At 71.5% G+C, this 25,517-nt stretch carries 28 protein-coding genes; 8 read left to right on the forward strand and 20 right to left on the reverse strand.

Annotation, left to right across the window (positions count from 1 at the left end; translation table 11 throughout):
* Nucleotides 1-122: 122 nt before the first annotated feature.
* The 3 genes from VM685_RS20780 to VM685_RS20790 all read left to right on the forward strand — a co-directional run bounded on the left by VM685_RS20780 (nt 123) and on the right by VM685_RS20790 (nt 2,912).
* Entirely contained in the window at nt 123-1,298 is a 1,176-nt protein-coding gene (locus VM685_RS20780; protein ID WP_325462114.1) for an acetyl-CoA C-acetyltransferase, read from the forward strand.
* 58 nt (nt 1,299-1,356) lie between these two features.
* The gene (gene phbB / locus VM685_RS20785) at nt 1,357-2,079 is read left to right on the forward strand and encodes an acetoacetyl-CoA reductase (RefSeq protein WP_325462115.1); all 723 of its coding nucleotides are present in this window, start codon (nt 1,357-1,359) and stop codon (nt 2,077-2,079) included.
* Nucleotides 2,080-2,198: 119 nt separating this feature from the next.
* Nucleotides 2,199-2,912 carry a DUF4908 domain-containing protein gene (locus VM685_RS20790; protein ID WP_325462116.1) on the forward strand — a complete coding sequence of 238 codons (714 nt, stop codon included), beginning with the start codon at nt 2,199-2,201 and terminating at the stop codon, nt 2,910-2,912.
* 15 nt (nt 2,913-2,927) lie between these two features.
* Here VM685_RS20790 and gloB read toward each other — a convergent pair whose 3' ends face one another.
* Nucleotides 2,928-3,689, reverse strand: a complete 762-nt coding sequence (gloB, locus tag VM685_RS20795) for a hydroxyacylglutathione hydrolase (RefSeq protein WP_325462117.1) — start codon at nt 3,687-3,689, stop codon at nt 2,928-2,930.
* 81 nt (nt 3,690-3,770) lie between these two features.
* Here gloB and VM685_RS20800 point away from each other — a divergent pair, with 81 nt between their 5' ends.
* Together VM685_RS20800 and VM685_RS20805 are read left to right on the forward strand one after the other, a co-directional pair.
* Complete coding sequence (locus tag VM685_RS20800; RefSeq protein ID WP_325462118.1) at nt 3,771-4,523, forward strand: class I SAM-dependent methyltransferase; 753 nt, start codon at nt 3,771-3,773, stop codon at nt 4,521-4,523.
* A gap of 40 nt (nt 4,524-4,563) precedes the next feature.
* Nucleotides 4,564-4,743 carry a DUF3606 domain-containing protein gene (locus VM685_RS20805; RefSeq protein ID WP_325462119.1) on the forward strand — a complete coding sequence of 60 codons (180 nt, stop codon included), beginning with the start codon at nt 4,564-4,566 and terminating at the stop codon, nt 4,741-4,743.
* Here VM685_RS20805 and VM685_RS20810 read toward each other — a convergent pair whose 3' ends face one another.
* The 3 genes from VM685_RS20810 to VM685_RS20820 all read right to left on the reverse strand — a co-directional run bounded on the left by VM685_RS20810 (nt 4,744) and on the right by VM685_RS20820 (nt 7,396).
* Complete coding sequence (locus VM685_RS20810; RefSeq protein WP_325462120.1) at nt 4,744-5,265, reverse strand: hypothetical protein; 522 nt, start codon at nt 5,263-5,265, stop codon at nt 4,744-4,746. It lies immediately after the preceding gene.
* 6 nt (nt 5,266-5,271) lie between these two features.
* Nucleotides 5,272-5,655 (reverse strand): glycine zipper 2TM domain-containing protein, encoded by a 384-nt coding sequence (locus VM685_RS20815; RefSeq protein ID WP_325462121.1) that lies wholly within the window; start codon nt 5,653-5,655, stop codon nt 5,272-5,274.
* Between the two features lie 79 nt (nt 5,656-5,734).
* Entirely contained in the window at nt 5,735-7,396 is a 1,662-nt protein-coding gene (locus VM685_RS20820) for a glycosyltransferase family 4 protein (RefSeq protein WP_325462122.1), read from the reverse strand.
* A 97-nt stretch (nt 7,397-7,493) separates the two neighbouring features.
* On the opposite strand from VM685_RS20820, the gene VM685_RS20825 reads away from it, so the two are divergent.
* Complete coding sequence (locus tag VM685_RS20825) at nt 7,494-9,734, forward strand: alpha/beta fold hydrolase (protein ID WP_325462123.1); 2,241 nt, start codon at nt 7,494-7,496, stop codon at nt 9,732-9,734.
* Here VM685_RS20825 and VM685_RS20830 read toward each other — a convergent pair.
* The 3 genes from VM685_RS20830 to VM685_RS20840 all read right to left on the reverse strand — a co-directional run bounded on the left by VM685_RS20830 (nt 9,731) and on the right by VM685_RS20840 (nt 13,664).
* Nucleotides 9,731-10,726, reverse strand: coding sequence for a glycosyltransferase family 2 protein (locus tag VM685_RS20830; RefSeq protein ID WP_325462124.1), 996 nt, complete (start codon nt 10,724-10,726; stop codon nt 9,731-9,733). The two genes, VM685_RS20825 and VM685_RS20830, sit on opposite strands and share 4 nt — an antisense overlap.
* Nucleotides 10,723-11,913 carry a DegT/DnrJ/EryC1/StrS family aminotransferase gene (locus tag VM685_RS20835; protein WP_325462125.1) on the reverse strand — a complete coding sequence of 397 codons (1,191 nt, stop codon included), beginning with the start codon at nt 11,911-11,913 and terminating at the stop codon, nt 10,723-10,725. The genes VM685_RS20830 and VM685_RS20835 overlap by 4 nt, the downstream gene beginning before the upstream one ends.
* 74 nt (nt 11,914-11,987) lie before the next feature.
* Nucleotides 11,988-13,664: a glycosyltransferase gene (locus VM685_RS20840; protein ID WP_325462126.1), complete on the reverse strand. Its 1,677-nt coding sequence runs from the start codon at nt 13,662-13,664 to the stop codon at nt 11,988-11,990.
* 62 nt (nt 13,665-13,726) lie between these two features.
* Between VM685_RS20840 and VM685_RS20845 the strand changes: the two genes are divergently transcribed.
* Nucleotides 13,727-14,287, forward strand: a complete 561-nt coding sequence (locus VM685_RS20845) for a class I SAM-dependent methyltransferase (protein WP_325462127.1) — start codon at nt 13,727-13,729, stop codon at nt 14,285-14,287.
* On the opposite strand, the gene VM685_RS20850 is transcribed toward VM685_RS20845, so the two are convergent.
* The 12 genes from VM685_RS20850 to VM685_RS20905 are packed head-to-tail and all read right to left on the reverse strand — an operon-like array spanning nt 14,284 to nt 23,767.
* Nucleotides 14,284-14,745 carry a hypothetical protein gene (locus VM685_RS20850; protein ID WP_325462128.1) on the reverse strand — a complete coding sequence of 154 codons (462 nt, stop codon included), beginning with the start codon at nt 14,743-14,745 and terminating at the stop codon, nt 14,284-14,286. The two genes, VM685_RS20845 and VM685_RS20850, sit on opposite strands and share 4 nt — an antisense overlap.
* Nucleotides 14,742-15,332, reverse strand: a complete 591-nt coding sequence (locus VM685_RS20855; RefSeq protein WP_325462129.1) for a response regulator — start codon at nt 15,330-15,332, stop codon at nt 14,742-14,744. Before VM685_RS20855 ends, VM685_RS20850 begins: the two co-directional genes overlap by 4 nt.
* 1 nt (nt 15,333) lies before the next feature.
* The gene (locus VM685_RS20860) at nt 15,334-15,666 is read right to left on the reverse strand and encodes a hypothetical protein (RefSeq protein ID WP_325462130.1); all 333 of its coding nucleotides are present in this window, start codon (nt 15,664-15,666) and stop codon (nt 15,334-15,336) included.
* Nucleotides 15,666-16,229, reverse strand: coding sequence for a chemotaxis protein CheD (locus VM685_RS20865; RefSeq protein ID WP_325462131.1), 564 nt, complete (start codon nt 16,227-16,229; stop codon nt 15,666-15,668). Before VM685_RS20865 ends, VM685_RS20860 begins: the two co-directional genes overlap by 1 nt.
* Entirely contained in the window at nt 16,226-16,615 is a 390-nt protein-coding gene (locus tag VM685_RS20870) for a response regulator (RefSeq protein WP_325462132.1), read from the reverse strand. The genes VM685_RS20865 and VM685_RS20870 overlap by 4 nt, the downstream gene beginning before the upstream one ends.
* Nucleotides 16,615-17,640 (reverse strand): chemotaxis response regulator protein-glutamate methylesterase, encoded by a 1,026-nt coding sequence (locus VM685_RS20875; RefSeq protein ID WP_325462133.1) that lies wholly within the window; start codon nt 17,638-17,640, stop codon nt 16,615-16,617. The genes VM685_RS20870 and VM685_RS20875 overlap by 1 nt, the downstream gene beginning before the upstream one ends.
* Nucleotides 17,637-18,521, reverse strand: coding sequence for a protein-glutamate O-methyltransferase (locus VM685_RS20880; RefSeq protein WP_325462134.1), 885 nt, complete (start codon nt 18,519-18,521; stop codon nt 17,637-17,639). Before VM685_RS20880 ends, VM685_RS20875 begins: the two co-directional genes overlap by 4 nt.
* Complete coding sequence (locus VM685_RS20885) at nt 18,518-18,985, reverse strand: chemotaxis protein CheW (protein WP_325462135.1); 468 nt, start codon at nt 18,983-18,985, stop codon at nt 18,518-18,520. Before VM685_RS20885 ends, VM685_RS20880 begins: the two co-directional genes overlap by 4 nt.
* Before the next feature lie 5 nt (nt 18,986-18,990).
* On the reverse strand, nt 18,991-21,150 hold the full coding sequence (locus VM685_RS20890; protein WP_325462136.1) for a chemotaxis protein CheA: 2,160 nt from the start codon (nt 21,148-21,150) through the stop codon (nt 18,991-18,993).
* Nucleotides 21,151-21,164: 14 nt separating this feature from the next.
* On the reverse strand, nt 21,165-21,530 hold the full coding sequence (locus VM685_RS20895) for a response regulator (RefSeq protein WP_325462137.1): 366 nt from the start codon (nt 21,528-21,530) through the stop codon (nt 21,165-21,167).
* On the reverse strand, nt 21,527-21,832 hold the full coding sequence (locus tag VM685_RS20900; protein WP_325462138.1) for an STAS domain-containing protein: 306 nt from the start codon (nt 21,830-21,832) through the stop codon (nt 21,527-21,529). The genes VM685_RS20895 and VM685_RS20900 overlap by 4 nt, the downstream gene beginning before the upstream one ends.
* A 3-nt stretch (nt 21,833-21,835) precedes the next feature.
* Nucleotides 21,836-23,767 (reverse strand): methyl-accepting chemotaxis protein, encoded by a 1,932-nt coding sequence (locus VM685_RS20905; protein WP_414693407.1) that lies wholly within the window; start codon nt 23,765-23,767, stop codon nt 21,836-21,838.
* A 364-nt stretch (nt 23,768-24,131) separates the two neighbouring features.
* Here VM685_RS20905 and VM685_RS20910 point away from each other — a divergent pair, with 364 nt between their 5' ends.
* On the forward strand, nt 24,132-24,572 hold the full coding sequence (locus VM685_RS20910) for a MarR family winged helix-turn-helix transcriptional regulator (RefSeq protein WP_325462140.1): 441 nt from the start codon (nt 24,132-24,134) through the stop codon (nt 24,570-24,572).
* Nucleotides 24,573-24,579: 7 nt separating this feature from the next.
* On the opposite strand, the gene VM685_RS20915 is transcribed toward VM685_RS20910, so the two are convergent.
* Nucleotides 24,580-25,476: an oxygenase MpaB family protein gene (locus VM685_RS20915; RefSeq protein WP_325462141.1), complete on the reverse strand. Its 897-nt coding sequence runs from the start codon at nt 25,474-25,476 to the stop codon at nt 24,580-24,582.
* Between the last annotated feature and the right edge of the window lie 41 nt (nt 25,477-25,517).

Genomic DNA, 25,517 nt, shown 5'->3' on the forward strand with positions numbered 1-25,517 from the left:
CGCAGTATCGCGGATGCGAGCTTAATGGCAAATGGCTGGCGATTCCGAAGCTTGCACTTGCCCAACCTTCATGCGGGCCTGATATGGACCTTCAGGGCCGCACTCGCGTTCAGGAGCCGTCAATGAGCGACGTCGTCATCGTTTCCGCCGCCCGCACGCCCGTGGGCTCGTTCAATGGCGCGCTCTCGAGCCTGCCCGCCCACGAACTCGGCAAGGTGGCCATCCAGGCCGCGGTCGAGCGGGCCGGGATCCAGGCCTCGGACGTGCAGGAAGTGATCATGGGCCAGGTGCTGCAGGCCGGCGCCGGACAGGGCCCCGCCCGCCAGGCGGCGATCAACGCCGGCGTGCCGGTGGAAGCGCCGGCCTGGAGCCTGAACCAGCTCTGCGGCTCGGGCCTGCGCGCGGTGGCGCTGGCCGCCCAGCAGATCCAGGACGGCTCGGCCGACATCGTGGTCGCCGGCGGCCAGGAGAGCATGAGCCAGTCCCCGCACGCGGCGAACATCCGCAACGGCCAGAAGATGGGCGACTTCGCCTTCGTCGACACCATGATCAAGGACGGCCTGTGGGACGCCTTCCACGGCTACCACATGGGCCAGACGGCCGAGAACATCGCCGCCCGCTGGCAGATCACCCGCGAGGACCAGGACCGGTTCGCCGTCGCCTCCCAGAACCGCGCCGAGGCCGCCCAGAAGGCCGGCAAGTTCGCCGACGAGATCGTCCCGGTCACCATCAAGGGCCGGAAGGGCGACACGGTGGTGGACCAGGACGAGTACGTCCGCCACGGGGCGACGCTGGAGAGCGTCGCCGGCCTGCGTCCCGCCTTCACCAAGGACGGCTCGGTGACCGCCGCCAACGCCTCGGGCATCAACGACGGGGCCGCGGCCCTGGTGCTGATGAGCGCCGAAGAGGCGAAGAAGCGCGGGCTGAAGCCGCTCGCCCGCATCGCCTCTTGGGCGCATGCCGGCGTGGAGCCCGAGATCATGGGCACCGGCCCGATCCCGGCCAGCCGCAAGGCGCTTGAGAAGGCCGGCTGGAGCGTCGGCGACCTCGACCTCGTGGAATCCAACGAGGCCTTCGCCGCCCAGTCGATCTGCGTCGTCCGCGACCTGGGCCTCGACCCGGAGAAGGTGAACGTGAATGGCGGCGCCATCGCCATCGGCCACCCGATCGGAGCCTCCGGCGCCCGCATCCTGACCACCCTGCTGCACGAGATGAAGCGCTCGGGCGCGTCCAAGGGCCTGGCCACGCTCTGCGTCGGCGGCGGCATGGGCGTGGCCATGTGCGTCGAGCAGGTCTGAGCGTTAGATCAGCGGAGCGCCGGAAGGAACCGGCGCGCGCTCACATAGGGAGTTGTGGATGGCCAGGGTTGCGCTGGTCACGGGTGGAACCCGTGGCATCGGTCGGGCGATCGTCGAACGGCTCAAGGCCGACGGAATGAAGGTCGCCGCCGGCTACTCCGGCAACGACGCCGCGGCCGAGGCCTGCGCCCGCGAGCTCGGCGTGATGGTGGTCAAGGGCAACGTCGGCGTCTTCGAGGACTGCCAGCGGGCCGCCGAGGCGGTGGCGGCCGAGCTCGGCCCCATCGACGTGCTCGTCAACAACGCCGGCATCACCCGCGACGGCGTGTTCCACCGGATGGCGCCGGAGCAGTGGAGCGAGGTGATCCGCGTCAACATGGACTCGCTCTACAACATGACCCGCCAGGTCATCGAGGGCATGCGGGAGCGCGAGTGGGGCCGGATCATCAACATCAGCTCGATCAACGGCCAGAAGGGTCAGGTCGGGCAGACGAACTACTCGGCCGCGAAGGCCGGGATGATCGGCTTCACCAAGGCCCTGGCGCTCGAGAACGCCAAGAAGTGCATCACGGTGAACTGCATCGCCCCCGGCTACATCGACACCGACATGGTGCAGGCGGTGCCGCCCAAGGTGCTGGAGAGCATCATCGCGCAGATCCCGGTCGGCCGTCTGGGCCGGGACGACGAGATCGCCGACATGGTCTCGTTCCTCGCGGGCGAGCGGGCCGGCTATGTCACGGGCTCGACGCTCACGCTAAACGGCGGCCAGTATATGGCTTGACGGCGCCTGAGCAGGTCCAAAAAGCGCCCCAGTCGGACGGCATCTGATCTTTGGTCATGACGGGCGAGCCAGCGGCGTTTCTCAGGGGGGTCCTCGCGGCAGCGATCTGCGCCCTCGCCATGGGAATCTCCGATGTCGCCGTCGCCCAGTCGGGCAACCTGCGCGATGGCCTGTTCGGCCGCCGGGCCCCCGACGGGCGGCAGTTCACCGCCCCCCCGGTCGCCCGCTACGTCTCCGAGGACGGGGTTGGCTTCGTGCTGGACCGCAGCCAGAAGCGGCCGCTGCTGAAGTTCGACAACAGCCCCGAGGTCTGGGCGCTGCATCCGCAGCCCGCGCCCCGCGGCGACGTCATCTACAAGAACGACCTGGGCGAGCCCGTCCTTCGCGCCACCCGGCTGGGCGGCGTCACCGTCTTCACCGAGCGGCGGCCCGACGGCTCGGCGGCGGCGCTGGCCGGCGGCGGGACGCCGCTGCGCCTGCCCGCCCTCGGGCCCCAGGCCCTGCTGGAGAAGCTGGCCCAGGCCAGCGCCCGGGCCAGCCGCGCCGCCCGCCGGCTGATCCCCTTCGACGCCGAGGCCACGCCCGCGTCCTCGGCCCTGATCGCCGACGCGGCCATCGTGACCAGCGAGGCGGTGGTGCGGATGAGCCGGACGCCGCGCTCCCGCAGCCTGCTCGATCGCATCCGCCGCGTGCGGCTCGTGGAGGGGCGGCGCGCGGGCGCCGAGATCACCAACGGCACCCTGCTGATCATGGTCGCCCCGCAGCAGGGGCTCGCCGGGCGGCCTTCGTCCGAGCGGATCGTGGCCGTGGCCAACACGCCCGGCGACCACTAGGCTCGCCGCGGGACCCTATCCCCTGAACATGTCCTTCGCGGCGCGGACCGCGGCGAAGGCCTCGTAGTCCTGCTTGCCCTCAGCGCCCAGGCGGGCGGCCAGCTGCGGCGCGCGCAGGAAGGGGTTGGTGGCCTTCTCCAGGCCGATCGTGGTGGGCACCGTGGGCTCGCCCCGCTCGCGGGCGGCGAACACCGCCTCGGCCCGCGCCTTCAGCGCCGGATCGTCGTCCACCGACAGCGCAAAGCGCGCGTTGGAGGCCGTGTACTCGTGGGCGCAGTAGACCTGGGTGTCGTCGGGCAGGGCGGCCAGCCGCTGCAGGCTGTTCCACATCTGGTCAGGCTTGCCCTCGAACAGGCGGCCGCAGCCGAGAGCGAACAGGGTGTCGCCCACGAAGGCGATCCGGTCGTCGGCGTCGTGGTAGGCGACGTGGCCCAGGGTGTGGCCGCCGGACTCGATGACCTCGAACCGCGTCTCGCCGAGCATCACGTGGTCGCCGCCGCGCACTTCCCGGTCCAGGGCGGAGATCCGGGTGACTTCGCCGGGTCCCACGATGGTCGCCCCCGTCGCCGCCTTGATGTCGGCGTTGCCGCCGGCGTGGTCCGGATGCCAGTGGGTGTTCAGGATCAGGGCGAGCTTCCAGCCCAGCTTGTCGAGCTCGCGCAGGATGGCCCCCGCCTCGGGCGTGTCGACGCAGGCGGCGAGCCCGGTAGCCTCGTCGCGGGCGAGGAAGCCGTAGTTGTCCGAGAGGCAGGGGAACTGGTGGACGGTGAGCGGCATCTCTAGATCCTCCCGCGCGACATCTCTCGCCCTGCCGATTTAGGTTGGCGCGAACCGTTAGTCGAGCATAGCCAAGGCCCCATGCGCCGCGACGTCCTCGAGCTTCGTCAGTTCTACGCCTCTCCGCTGGGCCAGGCGGCGCGCGCCATGGTCAGCCGCAAGGTGCTGGAGGCCTGGGGCGACGGCCATGGCCTGGACGTGCTGGCGCTCGGCTACGCCACGCCCTTCGTGGCCCACCTCCAGCCCGCCGCCCGGCGGGTGGTCGCCGCCATGCCGGCGCAGCAGGGGGTGGAGGTGTGGCCGGCGGTCCGCAACCTGGCGACCCTGGCCGCCGAGGACGCCTTGCCGTTCCCTAACGCCCTCTTCGATCGCATCCTGCTGGTCCACGCCGTGGAGGAGAGCCCGGATGCCGTGGCCCTGCTGCGCGAGGTGTGGCGGGTGCTGGCGCCGTCCGGTCGGGTGGTGGTGGCGGTGGCCGCGCGCAACGGCTTGTGGGCCGACGCCGAGAAGACCCCGTTCGGCCACGGGCGGCCCTACAGCCGCAGCCAACTCGCCGAGCTGCTGCGCGACGCCGAGCTGGAACCGTCCGGCTGGACCCGGGCGCTCTATGTGCCGCCGCTGGACTGGATGGGGCGCTGGGCGGAAGGCTTCGAGCAGGTGGGCTCGCGCCTGTGGCCGGGCTTCGCCGGCCTCGTCCTCATGGAGGCGGTCAAGCAGACCTTCGCGGTGAAGCCGAAGGGCGTCCGTGTCCGGGCCGCGCGGCCGGTGCTGGTCCCCGCCCCCGGCGTCGCTCCGGCCTCCCGTGCGCGGGGGACCCTGGAACGCCCAGGCTGAAATCGGGGTTCTCATGGGGCCAGGAGAGAATGAGGCCGCCATGCGACCCCAGGAACACCGCAGCTTCGAAGGCCCCGGGGACATCAACCTCGAGGATCCGGACGAGGTCAGCTACTGGGCCGACCGACTCGAGGCGACGCCCGAGGAGCTCGCCGAGGCCGTGGAGAAGGTCGGGCCCAACCGCACCGCCGTGGGCCTCTACCTCGGCGAGCAACCCTGATCAGCCGGCGCCCGTGAGCCCGTCCGGCACGCCATTGGTCATCGGCGGGGCGGGGCAGTTCCCGGCCCGCGCCTGGACCACATAGAACAGCGCCCGGCCTTCCGCATACCGGTAGCGCTCGGCCATGGCGTTGGTCTCCTCGCCGGTGATCAGGCTCTGGGCCGACGACGGCGGAGCCGCGCCGGTGGGGCCGGCCGTGGGCGTCAGCGACTGCTGATTCCAGCGCGACAGCGCCGGCATGCAGGCCGCGACGACCGCACCGGCCACCTGGTCCGCGGAGTCTTCTTCCGAGGCCGCCAGGGCGTAGCCCCAGCGGTGGAGGCAGTCGTCCATGGCCGCGGACGGGGTGGTCGGGGCCACGGCGGGCGCGGCCTGGCCGCCCTGGGTCGTCTGAGCGCCGGCGAAGGGGATGCACAGGCGCGCCCCGCCGCTGCCGCGCCGGCGGTCGCCGTCATTGTCGTTGCAGGCGGCGAGCGCCAGGGCGGTGAGGGCCAGCGCGGCCGTCAGAGTGCGTGCGGCCATGGCGCTTTACCGGCACACCTGGGTGGGGGCGTACACGAGCTCGCCCCACTGGTTGTAGTAGGCCCGCGTCTCCATCCGGCACGTCGGCGTGTAGCTGGCGTAGCGCGCCCGCGACGGGCTCGCCCGGTAGGAACTGCGCGAGGTGCGATAGGCGCGGCGATTGTTGTTGCAGTTGCTCTTGGCGACCTGGCGGCCGACCAGCGCGCCGACGCCGGCGCCCAGGACGGTGCCCTCGGTGCGCGCGCCGCGGCCCGCGACCGCATTGCCGAGCAGACCGCCGGCAAGGCCGCCCACCACCGTACCGGTGGTCTTGCAGCCCGCGTAGGCGGGGGTGGCGGCGGGGGCGGCGATCAGGGCCGCGACGCCCGTCGCAAGAAGGATCCGGCGCATCTCTCTCTCCTCTGATTGGAGCCTCGCGCCTTGAGGCTCGACCAGAGAGAACGCGCTTCGCGGCAGTTTTGTGCCCGGCCTAAGTCAGCCAGTCGACAATGCCGTGCTTGGCCATCCAGACGAGGCCGAGCTCTACCGCCCGCCGGCGCTCCGTCGGAAACGCCATCAACACCTCGCGCACCGTCCCCGCCCGGCCCGAGGCGAGCAGCTCGACCGCGCGAGCGCATTCGTCCAGGCTGGCGCGCCAGCTGGAGAAGGCCTGATCGAGGGGCACGGCGGCGCTCCGGGCCAGCGCCTCCGCCGCGCCCGGAACCGCCACGAGCGTCGTGTCGAGTTCCAGCACCGCGGTGGCGAAACCGCGAAAGGCGCGGAAGGGATCGCCCTTGATCGGGCTCATCCGATGGCGGGGGGCCACCTCCGGCGCGGCCTTGCGGATTGCCGCCAGCTCCTCGATCAGCGCGCGGTACTGGCGCGCCACCACCGGCCAGTCGAAGGCCGCCTGCACGCGCGCCCGGCCCGCCTGGCCCATCAGCCGCCGCAGGTCGGGTTGGGCGATGAGGGTGGCGAGCGCCCGGGCCGCCCGGCCGACGTTCGCCGCCGTGTATTGGGCCACGGTGCCCACATAGGCCTGGTAGATGTCGGCCTCGAGCGTGTGGCGCAGGACCATGGTGTCGCCCAGGCCGCCCGCGGGGGCGAGCAGGGTGGGGATCAGGAAGGCCTCGGCGCCGTCACGCATGGTGTAGCGGTAGCCGTCCCAGTCGCTGGCCACGACCGGCAGGCCCGCGGCCATGGCCTCGAGCGGGGTGATGCCGAACGTCTCCTGGATGTTGTCCACGAGGGACAGGAAGATGTCGGCCGCGGCCCAGAGTTCGCCCAGGAGCTCGCGGTCGTTGCCGTCCACGAAGGTGACGCCGAGGTCCGGCGCATGGGCGGCGACGGCCTCGCCGAACAGTTCGCGGTCACGCTCGCTCGGGAACCAGCCGGCCATCAGGAAGCGCACCTTGGCCCCCGTCGCCCGCGCCGCGTCGGTCGCCGCCTTGAGCATCGGCTGCGGGAAGGCCTTCTCGAAGTAGGAGAGGCGGCCGACCCAGAGGATCAGCACGTCCTCCGCGGCGAGGTCCAGCGCCGCTCGCCGGCTGGCGCGGACCTCGGGCCGGTCCGCGAGGCGGGCGAAGCGCTCCGCCTCCACGCCCAGGGGGATGATGGGCAGGGCGACCTGCGGCGGCGCGCGACCGCCGGTGCGCTCCGCCAGATGCTCCCCCCACTCCGCGAACATCTCGCTGAGCGCGTCGCGCACGCTGGGCGAGGTGCAGATGATCGCGTCCCACGGATGGGTCGGCCCGACGCCGGCCATCGCCATCACCTGCCGCATGGCCGGCGGGGCGAGCGTGTGGGCGAGGCCGAGCAGGCTGTAGGCTCGGTCGCCCACCGCGCGGCGCCGCAGCCAGGAGAGCTCGTACAGGTCCGGCTGGCCACGCAGCAGGGCGCCGGCGGCGGCGGGAATTCCCTGGTTCAGCACCGGCCCGGCGGTCAGCCGGGTCTCGCAGGGCCGCCCCTCCAGCAGCTCCCGCGCCAGATCCTCGTCGGTGCCCGGACGGAGGCTGAGAACCGACAGCTCGCGGAAGCCGCCGTGCAGCGCCAGCGCCCGGTAGAGCTCCAGGTTCGCCACGTCCTTGCCGAACGGGTTGCCGTGGAGCTCCAGGTGTCCCGGGGGGTGGAAGACGGCAAGCCTGTCACTCATGCGGCCAGACTATGCCGCCCCTGGCCGGTGCGAGAAGGCTTTTGCGGGCCTCTCCGACCGGCTAGGCAGGCGCGGTCGGCCGAAGAGAGGGTGCGGTTTGAGCCTGGCGTCCCTGACGCGCACGGAGTTCCGGACGGAGCTGGGGGTGGTCCCCCTGTGGCACGCGCCCGGCGCGCTCGCCTCGGACCGGCCGGTGCTGGTCACCGTCACGGGGGCCTTCGCCACCGCCGACACCATGAGCAAGATGCAGGCGGTGGTCGGCCCCGGATGCGACTGCTTCCTCATGCACCTGCCGGGCAACCACACGCCGGCGCTGCGCGAGGCCTCGGTCGCGGCCTACGCCGAGGCGCTGCAGGCGGTGATCGCCGAGAGGTTCGCCGCGCGGCCGGTGGTGCTGGTGGGCGTCTCGATCGGGGCGCTCGTGGCCCTGGCCGTGCGCGCACCGCAGGTCCGTCGGGTGGTGGCGGTGGAGCCGCCGCTGACCACGGGCAAGCTCTGGCCGATGCTGGGGCCGCTCGCCCAGAAGATCGCCGCGGCGCCTGGGGACACGACGCTCCGCGACTTCGCCGCCGGGGTGTTCGGGGTGACCTCCGGGGGCTTCGAGGACCGCCGCTACCTCCACCTGTTGGACGGGCTGGGCGCACCCGTCGACGTGGTCGTCGGCGACCGGCCGCTGATGCCGGAGCGGCCTTGCGAGACCTATCCCAGCTTCGTGGACGAGCCGGAGCGGGCGTTCCTCCGCGGCCTGCCCAACGTGGTCCTGCACGTGGCGCCCGGCGCGGGCCACAACGTGCCCTTCCAGTCCCCCATGGCCCTGAAGGCGGTGCTGCTGGACGCCCTGCTGGAGGTGGGCGCGGTCCCGCCGCTGTCGGAGGCCGACCGGGCGCTCCTCTCCCGTGCGCCGACGGGGGCGGGGCGGGTCCTCTACGTCGGCGGCGCGCCCACGGCCTTCGCAGCCGCCTACCGCCGGCGCACGCCCTGGGCCCTCGTCACGGTGGCCGACAGCCTCGCCGCCGCGCCTGCGGGGCCGTTCGACCTCGTGGCGTTGGAACGCGCCGGCGGAGCGTCCGCCGAGGTGATCGCCGGGCGGCTCGCGCCGGAAGGCGGCGTGCTTGCCGTGGTCGAGGCCCGGGACGCTGCGGCCCTCGATGAGAATCCGCTGGCCGTCGTGCGCCTCACCCCGCCCGCCGCCGACGGGGAGGCCTTCGACGACCGGGCCGCCGATCTCTGGCCGCTGGTCCGCGACGGCGCGGTCCCGCCCGGCCCGCTCGTCCTGCTGGCGCGGGCGCGACCGGCGCGCGAGCCCCTGTTCCTGCGCGCCGCCACCTTCGCGCCCCGGCTGATGGACATCCGCACTCGGCTGCCGGCCCAGGCCCTGCGCAGCGACCCGGACCTGGTGGTGTCGCTGAGCGGCCCGAAGTTCAGCGTCAGCGACCTGCCCGTGGACGCCCCCAAGGTGCTGGTCCTGCAGCGGCCGGCCCTGCTCGGCGCCGAGGCGTGGCGCAGGGCGCTCGCCGAGAGCCTGCGCGGCGGCTGGGTCGTGGTCATGGAGTTCGACGACCATCCGGCTCTGGTGGCCGAGGTGAAGGCCGAGGCGGTGACCGAGGAGAGCTGGGCGCGGTTCGGCTACGTCCACGCCGTGCAGACCTCCACCCCGCGCCTGGCCGAGGCGTTCGGCGCCTGCAATCCCGAGGTGCGGGTCTTTCCCAACTGCGCCTTCGAGCTGGAGCCCTTCCCGCGCACGCCGGCGCCGCGGCGGGTGTTCTACGGCGCGGCGTTGCGCGGTCCCTTCGCGGCCGAGGTGGCCGCCGCCCTGGGCCCCGTGGCCGACGCCCACCCGGAGGTGGAGTGGCTGGTGGTCGGCGACCGGGCGGTGTTCGACGCCCTGCCGGCCGCGCGCAAGGAGCTCGTCCCATACGTTCCGTACGAGGAATACCTGCGTCTGATGGGGACCTGCGCCGTGTCGCTCTCCCCCATCGAGGGCCGCCGCCATCAGGACACCAAGAGCGACGTGAAGTTCGTGGAGGCGGCAGCCCGCGGCGTGCTGACGATCGCTTCGCCGACGATCTACGCGGAGACCATCCGGCACGGGGAGACGGGGCTGATCGCCGCCCGGCCGCAGGACTGGGCGCCGCTGCTGTCCGGCGTCCTCGCCGACGAGCGCCGCCGCCAGCTCATGGCCCGAAACGCCTGGGAAGAGGTCCGCGCCCGGCGCATGTTCGCCCGCCAGGCGCCCGAACGCATCGCCTGGTACCGCAGCCTCTGGGACCGCCGGCAGGCGCTGACCGAGGGGCTGATGGACCGACTGCCCGGCCTTCGCGAGGCGGTGGCCGGCTAGAGCTCGCCCGCGGCCTGCAGCGACTGCAGACGCGAGCCCTCTCGTGCGACCCGCGCCGTGGCCGCGGCCGAGGCCTCGTCCCAGCAGGCGCGGAAGGCGTCGTCGAACACGTCTCGCTCGCCGGCCTGGATCCGCGCCTTCAGCGCCGGGTGACCGCCGATGAACCGGCCCAGCTCAGGCATCTGCGCCAGCCAGTGGGCATAGGTGACCTCCAGCCGGCCCAGCCCCGCCAGGGCCTGCTCCGGGGTCAGCCGCCCGCCGGCGAACTCGCCGCGCAGGAACAGCTCCCACTCGAACAGGGTCTTGTGGAACAGGGGGTGGAAGCCCGGCGTCGAGTTCTGGTTGGCGTGGCGTCGGAACTGGCTGATCGTCCTGCCGACCCCCACGGCCGGCGCCTTGCGGGTGGCGTTCAGGAAGAACGCCACGTCGGTGAGGGCCTCGACCGGCACACCGTTGTAGGCGAGGAGGTCGTCGAGAACGAGCCCGGCGGCCCGGTTCATCAGCAGGTTGCAGTACTCGCCGACGAGGTTGCGGACCGTGGAGACGGTGATCTCAGCCATCTTCTCGGGCTCCACGACGACCACCTTGCCGGCCCCGAGCAGCCGGGGCTCCGCCGTGACCCGGCCGCCATCGTCGATGATGTCCCGATGGCCGAAGACGAACGACGCCCCCGGGTTGCTCTCCATCTGGGCGACCAGCTCGGGCAGGGCGTGCGGCAGCAGCAGGTCGTCGTCGAACAGGTACTTGATGAGGTCGTGCCGGGCCATTTCCCAGAGCTGGCGGGCGTTGGCCGCGCCGCCCTCTCGCCCTGCCGTGCGGCTGTAGCGGATCCGGGGGTCGGCGAAACGTTCGACGACCGCCTTCACCTCGTCGCCGATGCTGTCGTCGTTCACCAGCAGCTCGAAGTCCTCGTAGCCCTGGGCCAGGACGCTGGCGATGGCCTGGCCGACGTACTTCGCCCGATAGGCGGGGATCAGGACGCTGACGGTCATGGCGGGCCACACCGCGTACGGATGATCGCCGTGATGGCCGCGATGTCCTCCTCGCCCACGCTGGAGCCGGTGGGCAGGACCAGCACCCGGGCGGCGACCTGGTTGGTCGCCGGCAGGTGGGCGTCGGCCGAGGGGAAGAGGTCGCGGTAGGGCTTCATCCGGTGGCAGCCGGGCCAGAAGTATTTCCGGGCCAGCACGTTCTCGGCGGTCAGGGTGGCCACAAGCTCGTCGCGGCTGGCGCCGGCCTCGGGACCGACCTCGGCGACCACGTACTGGTAGTTGTTGCGCTCGCCCGGGTCGAAGGTCAGCAAGCTCACGCCCGTTATGCCGGCCAGTCCGCGGGCGTAGGCGGCGTGGTTGCGGGCGTTGGTCGCGATCAGGCCGTCGCTGCCGGCCAGGTTCACAAGGCCCATGGCGGCGCACGCCTCCACCATCTTGCCGTTGGTGCCGGGGTGGATGACGTCGTCGTAGCCCACGAAGCCGAAGTTGCGCATCAGGCGCAGCGTGTGGGCGAGATCGTCGTCGTTGGTGGCGACCGCCCCGCCCTCCAGGCTGTTCAGGAACTTGGTGGCGTGGAAGCTGAACACCTCGCAGGCCCCGAAGCTTCCCACCCGCCGGCCGCCGCGGGTGACCCCGAAGGCGTGGGCGGCGTCGTACATCAGCTTGAGGCCGTGCCGGTCGGCGAGGTCCTGCAGCGCCTCGGTGGGCGCGGTCCGTCCCCACAGGTGCACGCCGATGATCCCGCTGGTGCGGGGCGTGATCATCCGCTCGACGGAGGCCGGATCCAGGCAGTGGGTCTCAGGGTCGATATCGGCGAACACGGGCGTGAGGCCCTGCCAGTAGACCGCATGCGCCGTGGCGATGAAGGTGTAGGAGGGGACGATCACCTCGCCGGTCAGGCCCAGCGCCCGGATGGCGATCTCGAGCGCGATGGTGGCGTTGCAGACCGCCACCACGTGCCGGACGTCCAGGCTCTCGGCCAGGCGGGCCTCGAACTCGTGCACCATGGGGCCGTTGTTGGTCAGCCAGCCGCTGTCCAGCATGGCTTCGATCCGGGCCAGGTAGAGGTCCCGGTCGGCGACGTTCGGGCGTCCCACGTGCAGCGGCTCGGCGAAGGCGGGCCGCGCGCCGTTGATCGCCAGGTCGGCGGGACCCTGGACAAGCTTGCGCGGGGTGTCGGCTCTCAAGGACGCCTCGTGAGGGGGCCGCGGGCGGCGGCGCGAATGTTCCATAGAGGAGGTCGCCCCGCGGCGGCAAACCCTCAGCGCCGCGGCGGGCTGCCCGGGAACGTCCGCCTCGGGCCCAGCTCCACGAGACCCATCTTGGCGAGGCGGACGACGATCTCGGTGACGGCTTCCGGTCGGACGCCCAGCGCCCCGGCGAGGTCGCGCACCGTGGCGGCCCCGGCCAGGGCGGCGAACACCTTCTCCAGCGGCTCCGGGGCGAGTTTGAAGAAGGAGAGCAGCGGGTGCTCGGCCAGCGACAGGTAGCGCTCGGGGCCGGCGCCGGGCGTGAGCGCGATCGGCGTGTCCGCGTCCACGCGGGCGGTGGGATAGTGGGCGAAGGCGGCGAACGGGTCGGGGCGGCTGGGCGCCGCGGCGGGCGCGCTGGCGAACAGCGCCGGGTGCTCGGCGCGCGCGCGGCGGCGCATCGCGTCCTGCTCGGCCCACAGCGCCTGGTACTGCGGCCAGATCACCGCCCAGTCGAAGAGTTCCCGCGCGCGGGCCTGCCCCGACCGGCCCATCCGCCGTCGCAGGTCGGGGGTGGCGACCAGTTCGCAGAGCCGGTCGATCAGCGGGGCCAGCTCCACCGACACCGCCGTGCTGGTGCGCGCGAGGAAGAGGTCGTAGTCGGCCGCGTCCACCTCGTAGTCGCGGGCGATGGGCTCGCCGGCCCCCGGCGCGGGCTGCCAGGTCGGGAGGCGGAAGCCGTCCACCCCGTCGCGGACGGTGTCCTTGTAGCCGTTCCAGTCGGTGACCACGACGGGCAGGCCGGCGGCCATGGCCTCCACGGGCGTGATGCCGAAGGTCTCCTGGATGCTGTCGGCCAGGGAGATGAAGACGTCGGCGGCCATCCAGCTTTGGCGGTAGAGGGTGGGGTCCTTGCCGTCGATGAACACGCAGCGCACGTCCGGGCAGAACCGGGCGACGGCGGTGCGGAAGCCCTGCTCGATTGCGGCGTTGAAGAACTGGCCGGCGTGGACCAGGACGATCCGCTGGCCCGTGCGCTCGGCCGCCGCCTGCAGGGCCAGGTACATGGGGTAGGGGTGGGCCTTGCCGTTGAACGACAGCCGCCCGGCGAAGAGGCCGACCACCTCGTCGTCGGCGAGCCCCAGGGCGGCGCGGGCCCCGGCGCGGCCGTCGTCGGTGAAGGCGAAGTCCTCGCAGTGGGCGCCCAGCGGGATCGTGGGCAGCATGGGCCGCGGCGCGGCGGCGGCCGGGCCGAAGCGCCACTTCAGGTACGCGTCCTGCGCGTCGAGTGCGGTCTCCAGCACGCCGACGGCGGCCGTGGAGGTGCAGACGATGGCGTCCCAGGGCATCACCGGCGCCACCGACAGGTCGGCGATGATGTCCATGGCGCCGGCGCTGGCGAGGGTGTGCGTCACGCCGCAGATGGCGTAGCGGTCGAGGCCCGCCCGCAGCCGCGCCCGCGCCGACAGCCCGATGGCGTGGTCGGGGCGGTAGAGCACGCCCACGTCGCCCAGCGCCTCCAGCCGCCGGGCGTGGATCCAGCGGATCTGCGCCGCAGGATCGAGCTCGGCCACCCGGTCGCGGAAGGCCTCAGCGGACGCCTGGCGCGGCGTGTAGGCGAAGAGCGGCTGGCCCCCATGGCCCTTGACCGCGGCGCGGAGGAACCCGTCGCCCGCGGCCTGGCGGCCCATCAGCTTGGGGCCGGTCATGAGGTAGCCGTCAGGCTCGAAGAGGATGGCGGCGTTCACGGCCCGCCGATTAACATGGCGTCGGGCCGCGGCCCAAGTTCGTTCAGAAGGGAAGATCCGGCTTGAAACTCAACCTGGGCTGCGGCTTCGACAAGCGCGAGGGCTGGCTGAACGTCGACAACTTCCCGGAATGCGAGCCGGACCAGCGGCTGGACATCGAGCAGACGCCCTGGGACCTGCCCAGCGACGCCTTCGAGCATGTCCTGATGAAGCACGTCCTCGAGCACGTGGGCGCCGACTTCAAGGTCTTCGCCGCGGTGATGCGCGAACTGCACCGGGTGACCCGCGCCGACGGGATCGTGGAGATCCACGTGCCGCACGTCCGCCACGACACCTTCTGGTCGGACCCGACGCACGTGCGGGCCTTCACCCCGCTGACCTTCCAGATGATGTCCAAGCGCCAGAACCGCGCCTGGATGGAAGCCCGCGCCAACTACACCATGCTGGCCCTGGTCATGGAGGTCGACTTCGAGGTCGAAGGGATCGTCCAGGTCTACGATCCCTACTGGTGGGCCCAGGTGGAGCGCGGCGAGCTGACCCGCGAGGCGCTGCGCCAGATCGCCAACGAGCGCTGGAACGTGGTGCGCGAGCTGCAGGTGCGGCTGCGGGCGGTCAAGGCCTAGCCGACGCTCGCCGCCACCTGGCGCAGGCCCCTCAGCACCTGGGTGCGGTGGGCCTCGGCGTGGTCCTCCGGGTGGCGCAGCAGCTTCAGCCCGTCCAGGTGGACCTCGACCATCGGCCAGCTGAACCGGCCGGCGGTCTGGAAGCGGTGGATCAGCTCGCACAGGCTGTAGGCGGCCTCGCCCAGCTGGCCCAGGCCGAAGACGCCGCCCACCGCCACGATCCGATTGGCCTCGTCGTACATGCGCGAGAGGAGGTCCGGCGCGACGCCGCCGCGCTGCGCCTCGCCCAGGCTGAGGATCTCGTTCAGCGCCCGGTCGATGTCGGCGACGGTGGGCTCGCGCACCTGCTCGACGCGGGCCTCGGCGGAGGCGATCGCCTCCTCGGCCGACATCCCGCCCTTCTTGACCACCGTCTTGGCCAGGCGGTTCTCGTACTTGAAAATATTGGCCGCTTTCACGCGACGGCCCTCCTCGGGTTAAGCAGGGCGTCGATCTCCGCCTGGTCCAGGTCGGGACCCACGGCGACGCCGATTTCCGTGCCCAGGTCGTCGTGGCGCCGGCCCTTCTCTCCGGGCGGCGGTCCGAAGGCCTTGTGGCGCCGGTCAGGCCCCGCGTAGCTCTCCGATTCCACGAACTGGCGCTGCTCCTTCGCAAGCCACAGGACACGGTCGTACATGACGGTCGGGGTGATCGGCTTGGCGACCACGAAGTTGGCGCCGCAGTCGCGGGCGCGCTCTATGTTGGCCGGGGCGGTATGGCCGCAGACCAGCAGGATTGGGATCAGGCGGTTGGGGTTCTCCTGCAGTCGCCGGATGTGCATGACGAGGTCGAAGCCCGCCCCGCCCGCCATGTCGGCGTCGACGACCATCAGGTCGAAGGTGGAGGCCGCCAGCATGGCGTTGGCGTCGTCCACTGTCGGGCACTTGCGGATGCCCTTCACGCCGAAGCCGATGAACATCTGACCCAGGATGTCGAGCTCGGTGGTGCTGTCCTGCACCAGGAGCACGGTGGCCTTGCTCAGGTTCAGATGGGCTTCGGCGCTCACGTCAGTCCCCGAAGAAGTCCAGTTCCCCGGGCTCGGCTTCGAGCGGCGCATGGCCCGCGATGGCGCGGGCGAGGTCGGTCAGCGGCAGGGCCTTGAGCGCGTGGCTCGGGTCGATGGTCCACTCGTGCGGCAGGTCGGCGCCGAGCGCCCCCAGGAACTGGGCGAGCCCCGCCGCCCGCTGCGTGATCAGGTCGAGGCTCTGGGCCTCCAGGCCTGTGGACGCCAGCGAATGGGAGAGCGAGGTCTGCAGCGCCTCGCAGCAGGCCGACAGCTCCGAGAGCTGCTTGGCGCAGGCGCCGACCAGATGCCCCAGGGACTGTTCGGACTCGTACATCAGAAGAGCTCCACCCCCCCGGCCTGCGGTTCCGGAACCGGCTTGAGCTTGGTCTCCGCGTCGAAGGCCTCGCGGTTGTCGAGGAAGACCTGGCGGGCGCGTCCGCTCACCGGCCAGTACTGGATGCGCCGGCCGGAATCGCCGCGCAGCGACCCGCCCACGTGGGCCAGCTTCTCGCGCGCCAGGAAGTCCTCGGCGAACTTGGCGTTCATGGCCCCCACGTCGGTGAGCCCCTTCAGGAGCCGCCCGCCCCCGAACAGCTTGCACTCGAGCCGGTCGCGCCGCGCGCCGCGGGCCAGCAGCGCGTTCACCAGCAGCTCCATGGCGTGCACGCCGTAGCGCATGGAATCGGCGTCGCTCTCGCCGGCCTTGGGGCCGCCGGGCAGCAGGAAGTGGTTCATGCCGCCCACGCCGGCGACCGGATCGCGCATGCACGCGGCCACGCAGCTGCCCAGGATGGTGGTCAGCACGGCGTCGGGGTCGTCGGTGACGAGGTGCTCCCCCTGGACCACGTGCAGCGGCCGCTTGGCGAGCCCTTCGTAGCGGGCGGCGTGGCGGCTCATGTCAGGACGCCGAAGACCGCCTCGATCTTTCCCTTCAGCTGGGCGACGGTGAAGGGCTTCACCAGGTAGTTGTTGACGCCGAACTGCACCGCGCGCTGCACCAGCTCCTTGTCCGCCCGGCCGGTCAGCATGATGAAGGCCGTCGTGCGGATCGGCTCGTGGCTGCGGATCGCGCGCAGCAGCCCCAGGCCGTCGAGCTTGGGCATGTTGTAGTCGGAGATCACCAGGCTCGGCGGCTGGGTCAGCACGCAACGCAGGCCGGCCTCGCCGTCGCCGGCTTCCTGGAAATCCTTGAAGCCGAGCTGCTCGAGGCCCGTGCGGACCAGCGAGCGCATGGTCTGCTGGTCGTCGACGATGAGGACCTTCAGGGAGGAGGCGGCAGGCATCAGCTTCTCTCGACTGCAGAATTGGCGGGCGCTTTCAGCATCTCGGCGGCCAACCGGTCGAGCGGCGCCTGGCGCTCGACGGCTCCGATCTGGAAGGCGGCTTTGGGCATGCCGTAGACGACGCAGCTGGCCTCGTCCTGGCCCAGCGTCCGCGCCCCGGCCTGGCGCATGGCCAGGAGCCCCTGGGCGCCGTCCCGGCCCATGCCGGTCAGGATCGCGCCCACGCCCCTGGGCCCCACGCTGCGGGCCATGGACTGGAAGAGGACGTCGACGGAAGGGCAGTGGCCGTTGACCCGCTCGCCGGGCTGCACGCGGCAGCGCAGGGACGCGCCCCCGCTGACTTCGAGATGGCTCTCGCCGCCGGGGGCGAGATAGATCCGGCCCGGCTCCAGCGGGGCGCCGTCGCGCGCCTCCTCGCAGGTCGGGGCGCAGAGCCGGTCCAGTCGCTCAGCGAAGCTCTTCGTGAAGGTCGCCGGCATGTGCTGGGTGATGACGGTCGGCGGGCAGTTGGCTGGGAAGCGCGTCAGGATGGCGATCAGCGCCTCGACGCCGCCGGTGGAGGACCCTATGGCGATCACCCGGCCGTCGGGGGCGTGGTCCAGCTTCTCTTGGGTGGGGGACGTGGTCTGGCGGGGGCGCACACGGGCGCGGGCGGCGGCCTTCACCTTGGCGGCGAGGTCGTCGAAGGAATCGAGGCCGCCGGTGGACGGCTTGGCCACGCAGTCGATGGCGCCCAGCGCGAGGGCCTCCAGCGTGGCCTCGGCGCCGCGCACGGTGAGGGTGGAGACCATCACCACCGGCATCGGCCGCAGGCGCATGATCTTCTCGAGGAACTCGAGGCCGTTCATGTTCGGCATCTCGACGTCGAGGGTGATGACGTCGGGGTTGAGCGCCTTGATCGCCTCGCGGGCCTCCAGCGGGTCGCCCGCCTGGCCCACGACGTCGATCTCCGGATCCCGCCGCAGGGTGGCGGAGATCAGGCTGCGCATGGTGGCGCTGTCGTCGACGACGAGGACCCGGATCATCGGGCGGCTCCGGTGAAGCGATAGGTGGTGACGCCGTCGGTGACGAAGCGGTGGGCGTCGGGGCCGCTGACGCGTTCCGAATGCCCGATGTAGAGGCGCGCGCCGGGCGCCATCAGCGGCACGAAGCGGCTGAAGATCTTCGCCTGGGTCTCTTCCTCGAAGTAGATCAGCACGTTGCGGCAGAAGATCGCCTGGAACTGGCGCTTCATCGGCCACTGTCCGATCAGGTTGAGCTCGTTGAACACCACCAGGCGCTTCAGCGGCTCGGAGGCGCGCCAGGACTCGCCTTCGCGCTCGAACCAGCGGGCCCGCAGCTCGCCGGGCACCGGGGCCATCACCGAGGCGCCGTAGACGCCCTCCCGGCCCTCGGCCAGCATCTTGGTGTCGATGTCGCTGGCCAGGATACGGACGTCGTGGTCCGGGGCCTCGGGCATCAGTGACAGGATGGTGAGCGCGATCGAATAGGCTTCCTGGCCGTTGGAGGAGCCGGCCGACCAGATCCGCAGCGACCCGCCGCGGCGCACCTGCGCCAGCAGCTCGGGCAGCACCTGGGTCTTCAGGTGCTCGAAATGGTGCGGCTCGCGGAAGAAGCGGGTGACGTTGGTGGTCAGCGCCACGATCATCTGCTGGCGCTCGTCGAGCCCGTCCTTGCCGGCCACCAGGGCGCAGTAGTCGCGGAAGCTCTCCAGCCCGAGCGCGCGCAGGCGCTTGGCGAGGCGGGAGTAGACCAGGGTCGCCTTGGTCTCCGGCAGGGCGATCCCCGCCGCGGCGTGCAGCGTCTGGGCGATCAGCCGGAAGTCCTCGGCCGTGAACGTGAACTCGCCGTCCACGAGCTGTTCGCGGCGGCCTTCCCGGGGAGTCATCTGTCCAGTGACGCTCATGCCGCGGCTTCGAGTTCGCTCTCGGGCAGCACCCGGTCGAGCGAGATGAACGAGACCATGCGGCCGTCGATGGCGAGCAGGCCGCGGACGAAGTTGCGGACCATCTCCGAGGCCACGTCCGGGGTCGGCTGGATCATGTCGTCGCTGACGGTGAGGATGTCGGACACGGCGTCGACCAGCAGGCCGACGATCTGCTTCTCCACCTGGGCCACGATGATCACGTGGCGGGCGGTGGGGTCGGCGGCGCCCAGGCCCAGGCGCGCGCCCAGGTCGACGATCGGCAGGACCGCGCCGCGCAGGTTGATCACCCCGCGCACAAAGGCCGGCGCCTGCGGCAGGGCCGTGGCCGGCGTCCAGCCGCGGATCTCGCGCACGTCCATGATGTCGACGCAGAATTCCTGCGACCCGATCCGGAAGGAGATGAGCTCACGGCCGAGGCCGGCGGCGGTGGGAGACTCGCTCATGGGGGTCATCCTGCTTGCAGAAGACGCGGCGCCTCGCTGGCCTTGGAGGCGGCGACGAGGGCGTCGATGTCGAGGATCAGGGCGACGCGGCCGTCGCCCAGGATGGTGGCGGCCGCGATGCCCGGCACGCGGCGGTAGTTGGCTTCCAGGCTCTTGATGACGACCTGGCGCTGGCCCTGGATGGCGTCCACCAGCAGGACCGCGCGCGCGCCGCCTTCGCCTTCGATGAGCAGGGCGACGCCCTCCTCCGGATCGAGCGGCTCGGCGCGGTAGCCCAGCGCCATGCCCACATCCACCAGCGGCACATAGGCGCCGCGGATCGAGATCACCCGGGCGCCCGCGCCCAGGCTGTGGGCGTCGGAGGACTTGGGCTGCAGCGTCTCGACGATGGCGGTCAGCGGCGCGATCAGGGTCTGGTCGCCGGACGACAGCACCATGCCGTCGAGCACGGCCAGGGTGAGCGGCAGGCTCATGGTGAAGGTGGAGCCGAGGCCCGGCCGCGAGGTGATCGAGATGCGGCCGCCCAGTTCCTGGATCGAGCGCTTGACCACGTCCATGCCGACGCCGCGGCCGGAGATGTCGGAGACCTCGCTGGCGGTGGAGAAGCCCGGCGCGAAGATCAGGTTGTCGGTCTCTTCGTCGGTGAGGGCGGCGTCCGGGGCGATCAGGCCCTTGTCGATGGCGATCTGCTTCACGCGCTCGCGGTTGATGCCCGCGCCGTCGTCGGCCACCTCGATGACGATGCGGCCGGAGCGGTGCAGGGCCGAGAGGCGCACCACGCCTTCCGGGTCCTTGCCGGCTTCCTTCCGCTTCTCGGGCTTCTCGAGCCCGTGGTCGATGGCGTTGCGGATCATGTGGGTGAGGGGATCGGCGAGCCGCTCGATCACCGTCTTGTCCACCTCGGTGCCTTCGCCGTCGGTCACCAGGCGCACGTGCTTGCCCGTCGCGCTCGCCACCTCGCGGGCCAGCCTGGGCATCCGCTGGAACACGGACTTCACCGGCTGGGCGCGGATGGCCATGACGCTGTCCTGGATCTCCCGGGTCAGCTGCTCCAGCTCGTCCAGGCCCATGGCGACGCTGGAGGCGCGGGCGAGGCCGGCCTCGGTCACGCGCTGGGCCAGCATGGCCTGGTTGATCACCAGCTCGCCCACCAGGTCGATCAGGCGGTCGACGCGGTCCAGGTCGACGCGGATGGTGGGAGCGGCCTGAGCCGCGGCCGCCGGCGCCGCCTTGGCGGCGGGCGGACCCGCGGCCGGAGCGCTGGAAACGGCCGCCGTCTTGGGCTCAGGCGCCGGGGTAGGGTCCTCGGTGGCGGCCTCCTGGGCCTTGGCGATCAGGGCGGCGATGTCGAGGTCTGCAGCGGGTTCGGCGGCCGGCGCGGCGGGAGCCGCCTCGGCCGCCGCGGGCTCGCCGTCGGCGCCTTCCGCCCGGACCTCGAGGTCGCAGTCGGAATCGACGAACTCGAAGACCTCGCGCACGGTTGTCTCGCTGGCCTCGCCGCGGAGGCGCACGGTCCAGGCGAGGTAGGCGCCTTCCGGATCCAGGTGCGGCAGGAGTGGCAGGGCGGAGGCGTCGAGTTCGACCTCGACCTCGCCCAGGCGCGAGAGCTCGCGCAGCAGCAGCACCGTCTCGTTGGCCTTGGCGTAGAGGTCGGCCCGGGGCCGGAACATCACGGTCCAACCCCCGGCGCCGGGGGCCGGCGCGGCCGGGACGCCCACGGCGAGCGGCTGGAAGTCCAGGTCGCCCATGCCGTCGTCGTCGGGATCGCTGGCGTCGTCCTCGCCGCCCGCGAACGCCCTGAGCTCGGCGGCGAGCTCCTCGCAGCGGGCCTCGTCGACCGAGTCGCCGTCGCGGGCGGCGCGCACCAGGTCGGTCAGCACGTCGGCCGAACGCAGCATGACCTTCAGGAGGTCGGGGGTGGGCGCCAGCTTCTCGCTGCGCACCTGGTCCAGGGTCGTTTCGAAGACGTGGGCGAAGCGCACCAGATCGTCGAGGCCGAACGCGCCGGCGCCGCCCTTCACCGAGTGCACGGCGCGGAAGACGGCGTTCACCGTCTCGGAGCCGTCGTCGCCGGCGTCCATCGCCATGAGACCGGCTTCCAGTTCCGCGAGCTGTTCCTCGCATTCCTGGAAGAAGGTCGCCTTGATCTCCGCCATGGGGTCCAAGGGGGGAAACTCCTTTAGGCGGCGACGCGGCGGATCGCGTCCACCAGCTTTTCCGGGTTGAAGGGCTTGACGATCCAGCCGGTCGCGCCGGCGTCCCGGGCGCGCTGCTTCTTCTCGGGATCGCTCTCGGTGGTCAGCACCAGGATCGGGATCGCCCGGTGGCGCGCGTCGGCGCGGACGCCCTCGATGAAGCCGTAGCCGTCGAGCCGGGGCATGTTGATGTCGGTGACGATGACATCGGGCGTGTTGTCGTCCAGCACCTCGAGGCCGTGCTGGCCGTCCTCGGCCTGCAGGACCACGTAGCCGGCCTGCACCAGCGCCAGCCGGAGCATGTCGCGCATCGTCCGGGAATCGTCGACCGTGAGAATGGTCAGGCTCATGCGGCAAGCTCCGCGCGTTCGAAGAAGGTCGGGTAGGGGGCGCCCAGGAGGGCGAGCGTCTCGATGAAGGGCGCGGACGGATCGGTGACGCCGAAGCCCACCCCGTCCTCGGCCCAGGTGTTGCGCGCCGACAGCAGCACCTGCAGGCACTGCGCCCCGAGGCGTTCGACACCCGAGGCGTCGATGGCCAGGGTCCGCCCGCGGAGCGCCAGCAGCGCCTCGGCGAGGGGCGTGGCCGCCTTCAGGTCAAGCACGGGGGCGAGGCTCAGGCTCGCCGGATTTGCGTCGTCAGGACTGCTCATGGCCTAGAATTCTTCCCAGCTGTCTTGCTCGACGGCCGGTCGCGGGGCGCGCAGGGCGCTGCCGCCGGCCGCATGGGTCGAGACGGTCTTCATGGCGGCCCGGGCGACCGGGACGGCCGGGCGGGCCGCCGGAGCCGGCCGGCGGGCGGACGCCGCGCCGCTTTCCTGGCCCACCTGGAACCGGCTGATCAGCCGGGCCAGTTCCTCGGTTTCCTGGACCAGGCTGTGGCTGGCCGCGGTGGATTGCTCGACCATGGCCGCGTTCTGCTGCGTCACCTGGTCCATCTGGTTCACGGCGGTGTTCACCTGGTGCAGGCCCGTGGCCTGCTCCTGGGCGGACGCCGCGATCTCGGAGACCACCCCGGTGATGTCGGCCACCTGCTCGACGATGCGGTTGAGCGCGTGCCCGGTCTCGCCGACCAGCCCCACGCCCTGTTCGACCTGGGCGGTGGAGGCGGAGATCAGGGTCTTGATCTCCTTGGCCGCGTCGGCCGAGCGCTGCGCCAGCGCGCGCACTTCGGAGGCGACGACCGCGAAGCCCCTGCCGGCGTCGCCGGCCCGGGCCGCCTCGACCCCGGCGTTGAGCGCCAGCAGATTGGTCTGGAAGGCGATCTCATCGATCACCCCGATGATCTGGCTGATCTGCTGGGCGGACTTCTCGATCTCGCTCATGGCGGCGACCGCCTGGCTGACGATCTCGCCCGACCGCTCGGCGTCGGCGCGGGCGGTGGAGACCACCTCGCGCGCGTGGTTGGCGCCCTCGGCGGTCTTGCGCACAGTGGCGGTGATCTCGTCCAGCGCCGCGGCGGTCTCTTCCAGGTTCGCCGCCTGCTGCTCGGTGCGGCGCGACAGGTCGTCGGCGGCCTGGCTGATCTCGTCGGCGCCGGAACGCAGGCCGCGGGTGTTGCTGGTGATGACCTTCATGGTCTCCTGCAACTGGCCCATGGCGTCGTTGAAGTCGGTCCGCAGCTTCTCGTACTCGGGCGGGAACGCCTCGTTCAGGCGGAACACCAGGTCGCCGCCGGCCAGCTTCTCGAGGCCCGTGGCGATCCCGTCGACCACCTTCTGCTGCTCGCGCGCCGCCTCGGCCTTGGCCGCCTCGTTGCGCTGGCGCTCCGCCTCGGCCGCCTGGGCCTGCTCGGCGCTCATGCCCTCCAGGCGCAGCTTCTCCAGCGCCTGGTCCTTGAAGGTCTGGACGGCGGCGGCCATTTCGCCGAGCTCGTCCTTGCGGCCCATGCCGGGGACCTCGACGGTGTTGTCGCCGCCGGCCAGCTTGCGCATCACCTCGGTCATGTTGACCACCGGGCGGGCCACCAGCTTCGACAGCAGCCAGGCCGCCGCGGCGGCGGACAGGAAAGCCACCAGCGCGCCGACCGCCAGCACGATGTTGGCCGTGGCGATGGCCCGCATCTGGGCGTCGAGCCGTTGGGCGCTGAGCTTCTTCTGCTCGACCTGCAGCACCTCGATGGAGCCGCGCAGCTTGCCGAGCGTCTTCATGCCGAGGATCGCCATCGCCTCGCCGCGGGTCGCAGGATCGCGGGCCAGCATCAGGGGCTTCTCGGCGTACTCCGGGCGCCACTCGGCGAAGAGCTGCTTCAGCTCCTTCGCCCGCTCGCGCTGGGCGGGGGCCTGGTGTTTGGCGATGAAACTGTCGAGGGCCGCGTCGGTCGCGGCGACCTGCTCGCGGTAGGTCTTCTCGAAGCTCGGATCCTGGCCGATGGCGAAGCCGCGGATGGCGTTCTGCTGTTCGACCAGCCCCGTCTTTACGATGTCGAGCTCCAGCGTGCGCTCGTTGCCGATTTCCTTGAGCTGGGAGAGCTCCTGGATGTGACGCAGCTGCGAAAAGACCACCAGGTTGGACGTCACGGACACGGCGATCACTGCCGCGAACGCAATCATTAGCTTGCGTGAGATCTTCAAGTTGTTGAGCAACATCTATTCGGTCTCGAAGCGGTCTTCTTAGGCGCCGGGCATGGTTATCGCCATCTGATGCATCGGCTGTTGAAAAATGATTACCAGATGTTCGCCCGTCGGCAGTCAAATACCTGACAATCACAATAGTTATCACGATAACTACCGATCAATTCGACAGGTATTCAGTTAACGTTAGGTCATACCGTGCATTCTCAAACGGCATTCCGATTCGTGAGATCGCCGCGATGCTTCGGTCCGGACACAATGTCGCATTGCAGCAAATGGTTCGCCGGCTAGCTTGCGCGGTCATTGCTCAGCTTGCCGAAGCCTTGCCTGATTAGTCGACTTTTCCTCCTGGAGACTTTGGATGTCCTGCAGTCACCGAGTGCCTTCCGACGCTGACGTCCGCGCCGCCCTTGCGCAGGGTCTCCTGCTCGCCGGTCGCCGGTGGCGGGCCCGCCTGAACGAGCGTCTTAAGGTTATCGGCCAGACGGACGCCCGCTGCGCGGCGCTCGCGGAGATCGCGGGCTCGGAGCACGGCGTGGTCCAGCGGGAGCTGTCCCAGCGGCTCGGGGTGGAGGAGCCCACGGTGGTGCGGCTCGTTGACGCACTGGAGGCCCAGAACTGGGTCGAGCGGCGGGCCCACGACGGCGACCGCCGCGCCAAGGTGGTGCAGATCAAGCCGGCCGCGGCGCCGGTCCTGGAGCAGGCCCAGGAGATCGTGGCCGACATGCACGAAGAGCTGTTCGCCGACATCAACCCGGCGGACCTGGACGCCTGCCTGCGCGTGCTGGGCCAGCTCTCCCACCGCCTCGAGCGCGAATAGATCCGATCTAGCGGAGCGGGCGACCGACCCGCTCGTGCGCGTGACGGACGATCTCCGACGGAACCGCCTTCCCCACGCTCGCCAGGCCCTTGAGCAGCGCGTGCGCCGCCTGCCGACGTAGGGGCCGCACTGGCAGTCCAAGGCTGCGCTGCAGGTCCGGCGGGATGAGGTCGATGGCCGCCTCGACCACCAGCGGCTGCAGCGCGCGCCCCGCCAGTCCCAGGGGCGACGTGGTCGACACGATCTGCAGGAACTCCCCGATGATCGGGTGCGGCCGCAGGGTGGGGCGCAGCCGGTCGAACAAGGCGTCCACCGCGGCGACCGAGCCGGGCGGATCCGGCGCGCCGAACGCGCGACCGAGCGCCGCACCCTCCGCATAGTAGCGGTCCTGGTCCGCCAGGCTCATGCCAGGCTCGAGGTAGCGCCGGTAGGCGTTCAGGAAGCCCCAGCCCGCCGTGACGTGCACCCAGGTCATCAGGTCGGGCTCGAGCGCGGTGTAGGCCTGCCCCTCCGGCGTCACGCCCGACACCCGCTCGTGCATGCGGGTGACCATGGCGATCCGCGCCTGGGCCGCCGCGGTCGGGCCGTAGGTGACGATCATCGACGCCTCGCCGGTGCGCTGCATGCGGGCCAGCGGGTCGGTTCGGAAGGTGGAGTGGTCCCAGACACCTGAGCGGACGCGTGGCTCGGCCAGCTCCAGGATCACCGCCGCCACGCCGCCGACGGCGAGGGCCACGGGATTGGCGCTGACCTTCCAGGCCATGGAGTCCGGCCCGAAGAAGCCGGCGTCGCCCTTCGGCTCCAGGTAGTTCACCCGGCCCCCCGGCAGGGCGTCGAACATGGATCGCCGGCTGGACGCGCGGCGGGCGAGGGCGGGGCCGGTCTGGTCTTCGGCGGCGCTCATCGGCGCTCCTTCGGTCGCCCGGGAAGGCCTGCCGCCTGGGC

The organism is Phenylobacterium sp. (assembly GCF_035539035.1).
Taxonomy (GTDB): domain Bacteria; phylum Pseudomonadota; class Alphaproteobacteria; order Caulobacterales; family Caulobacteraceae; genus Phenylobacterium.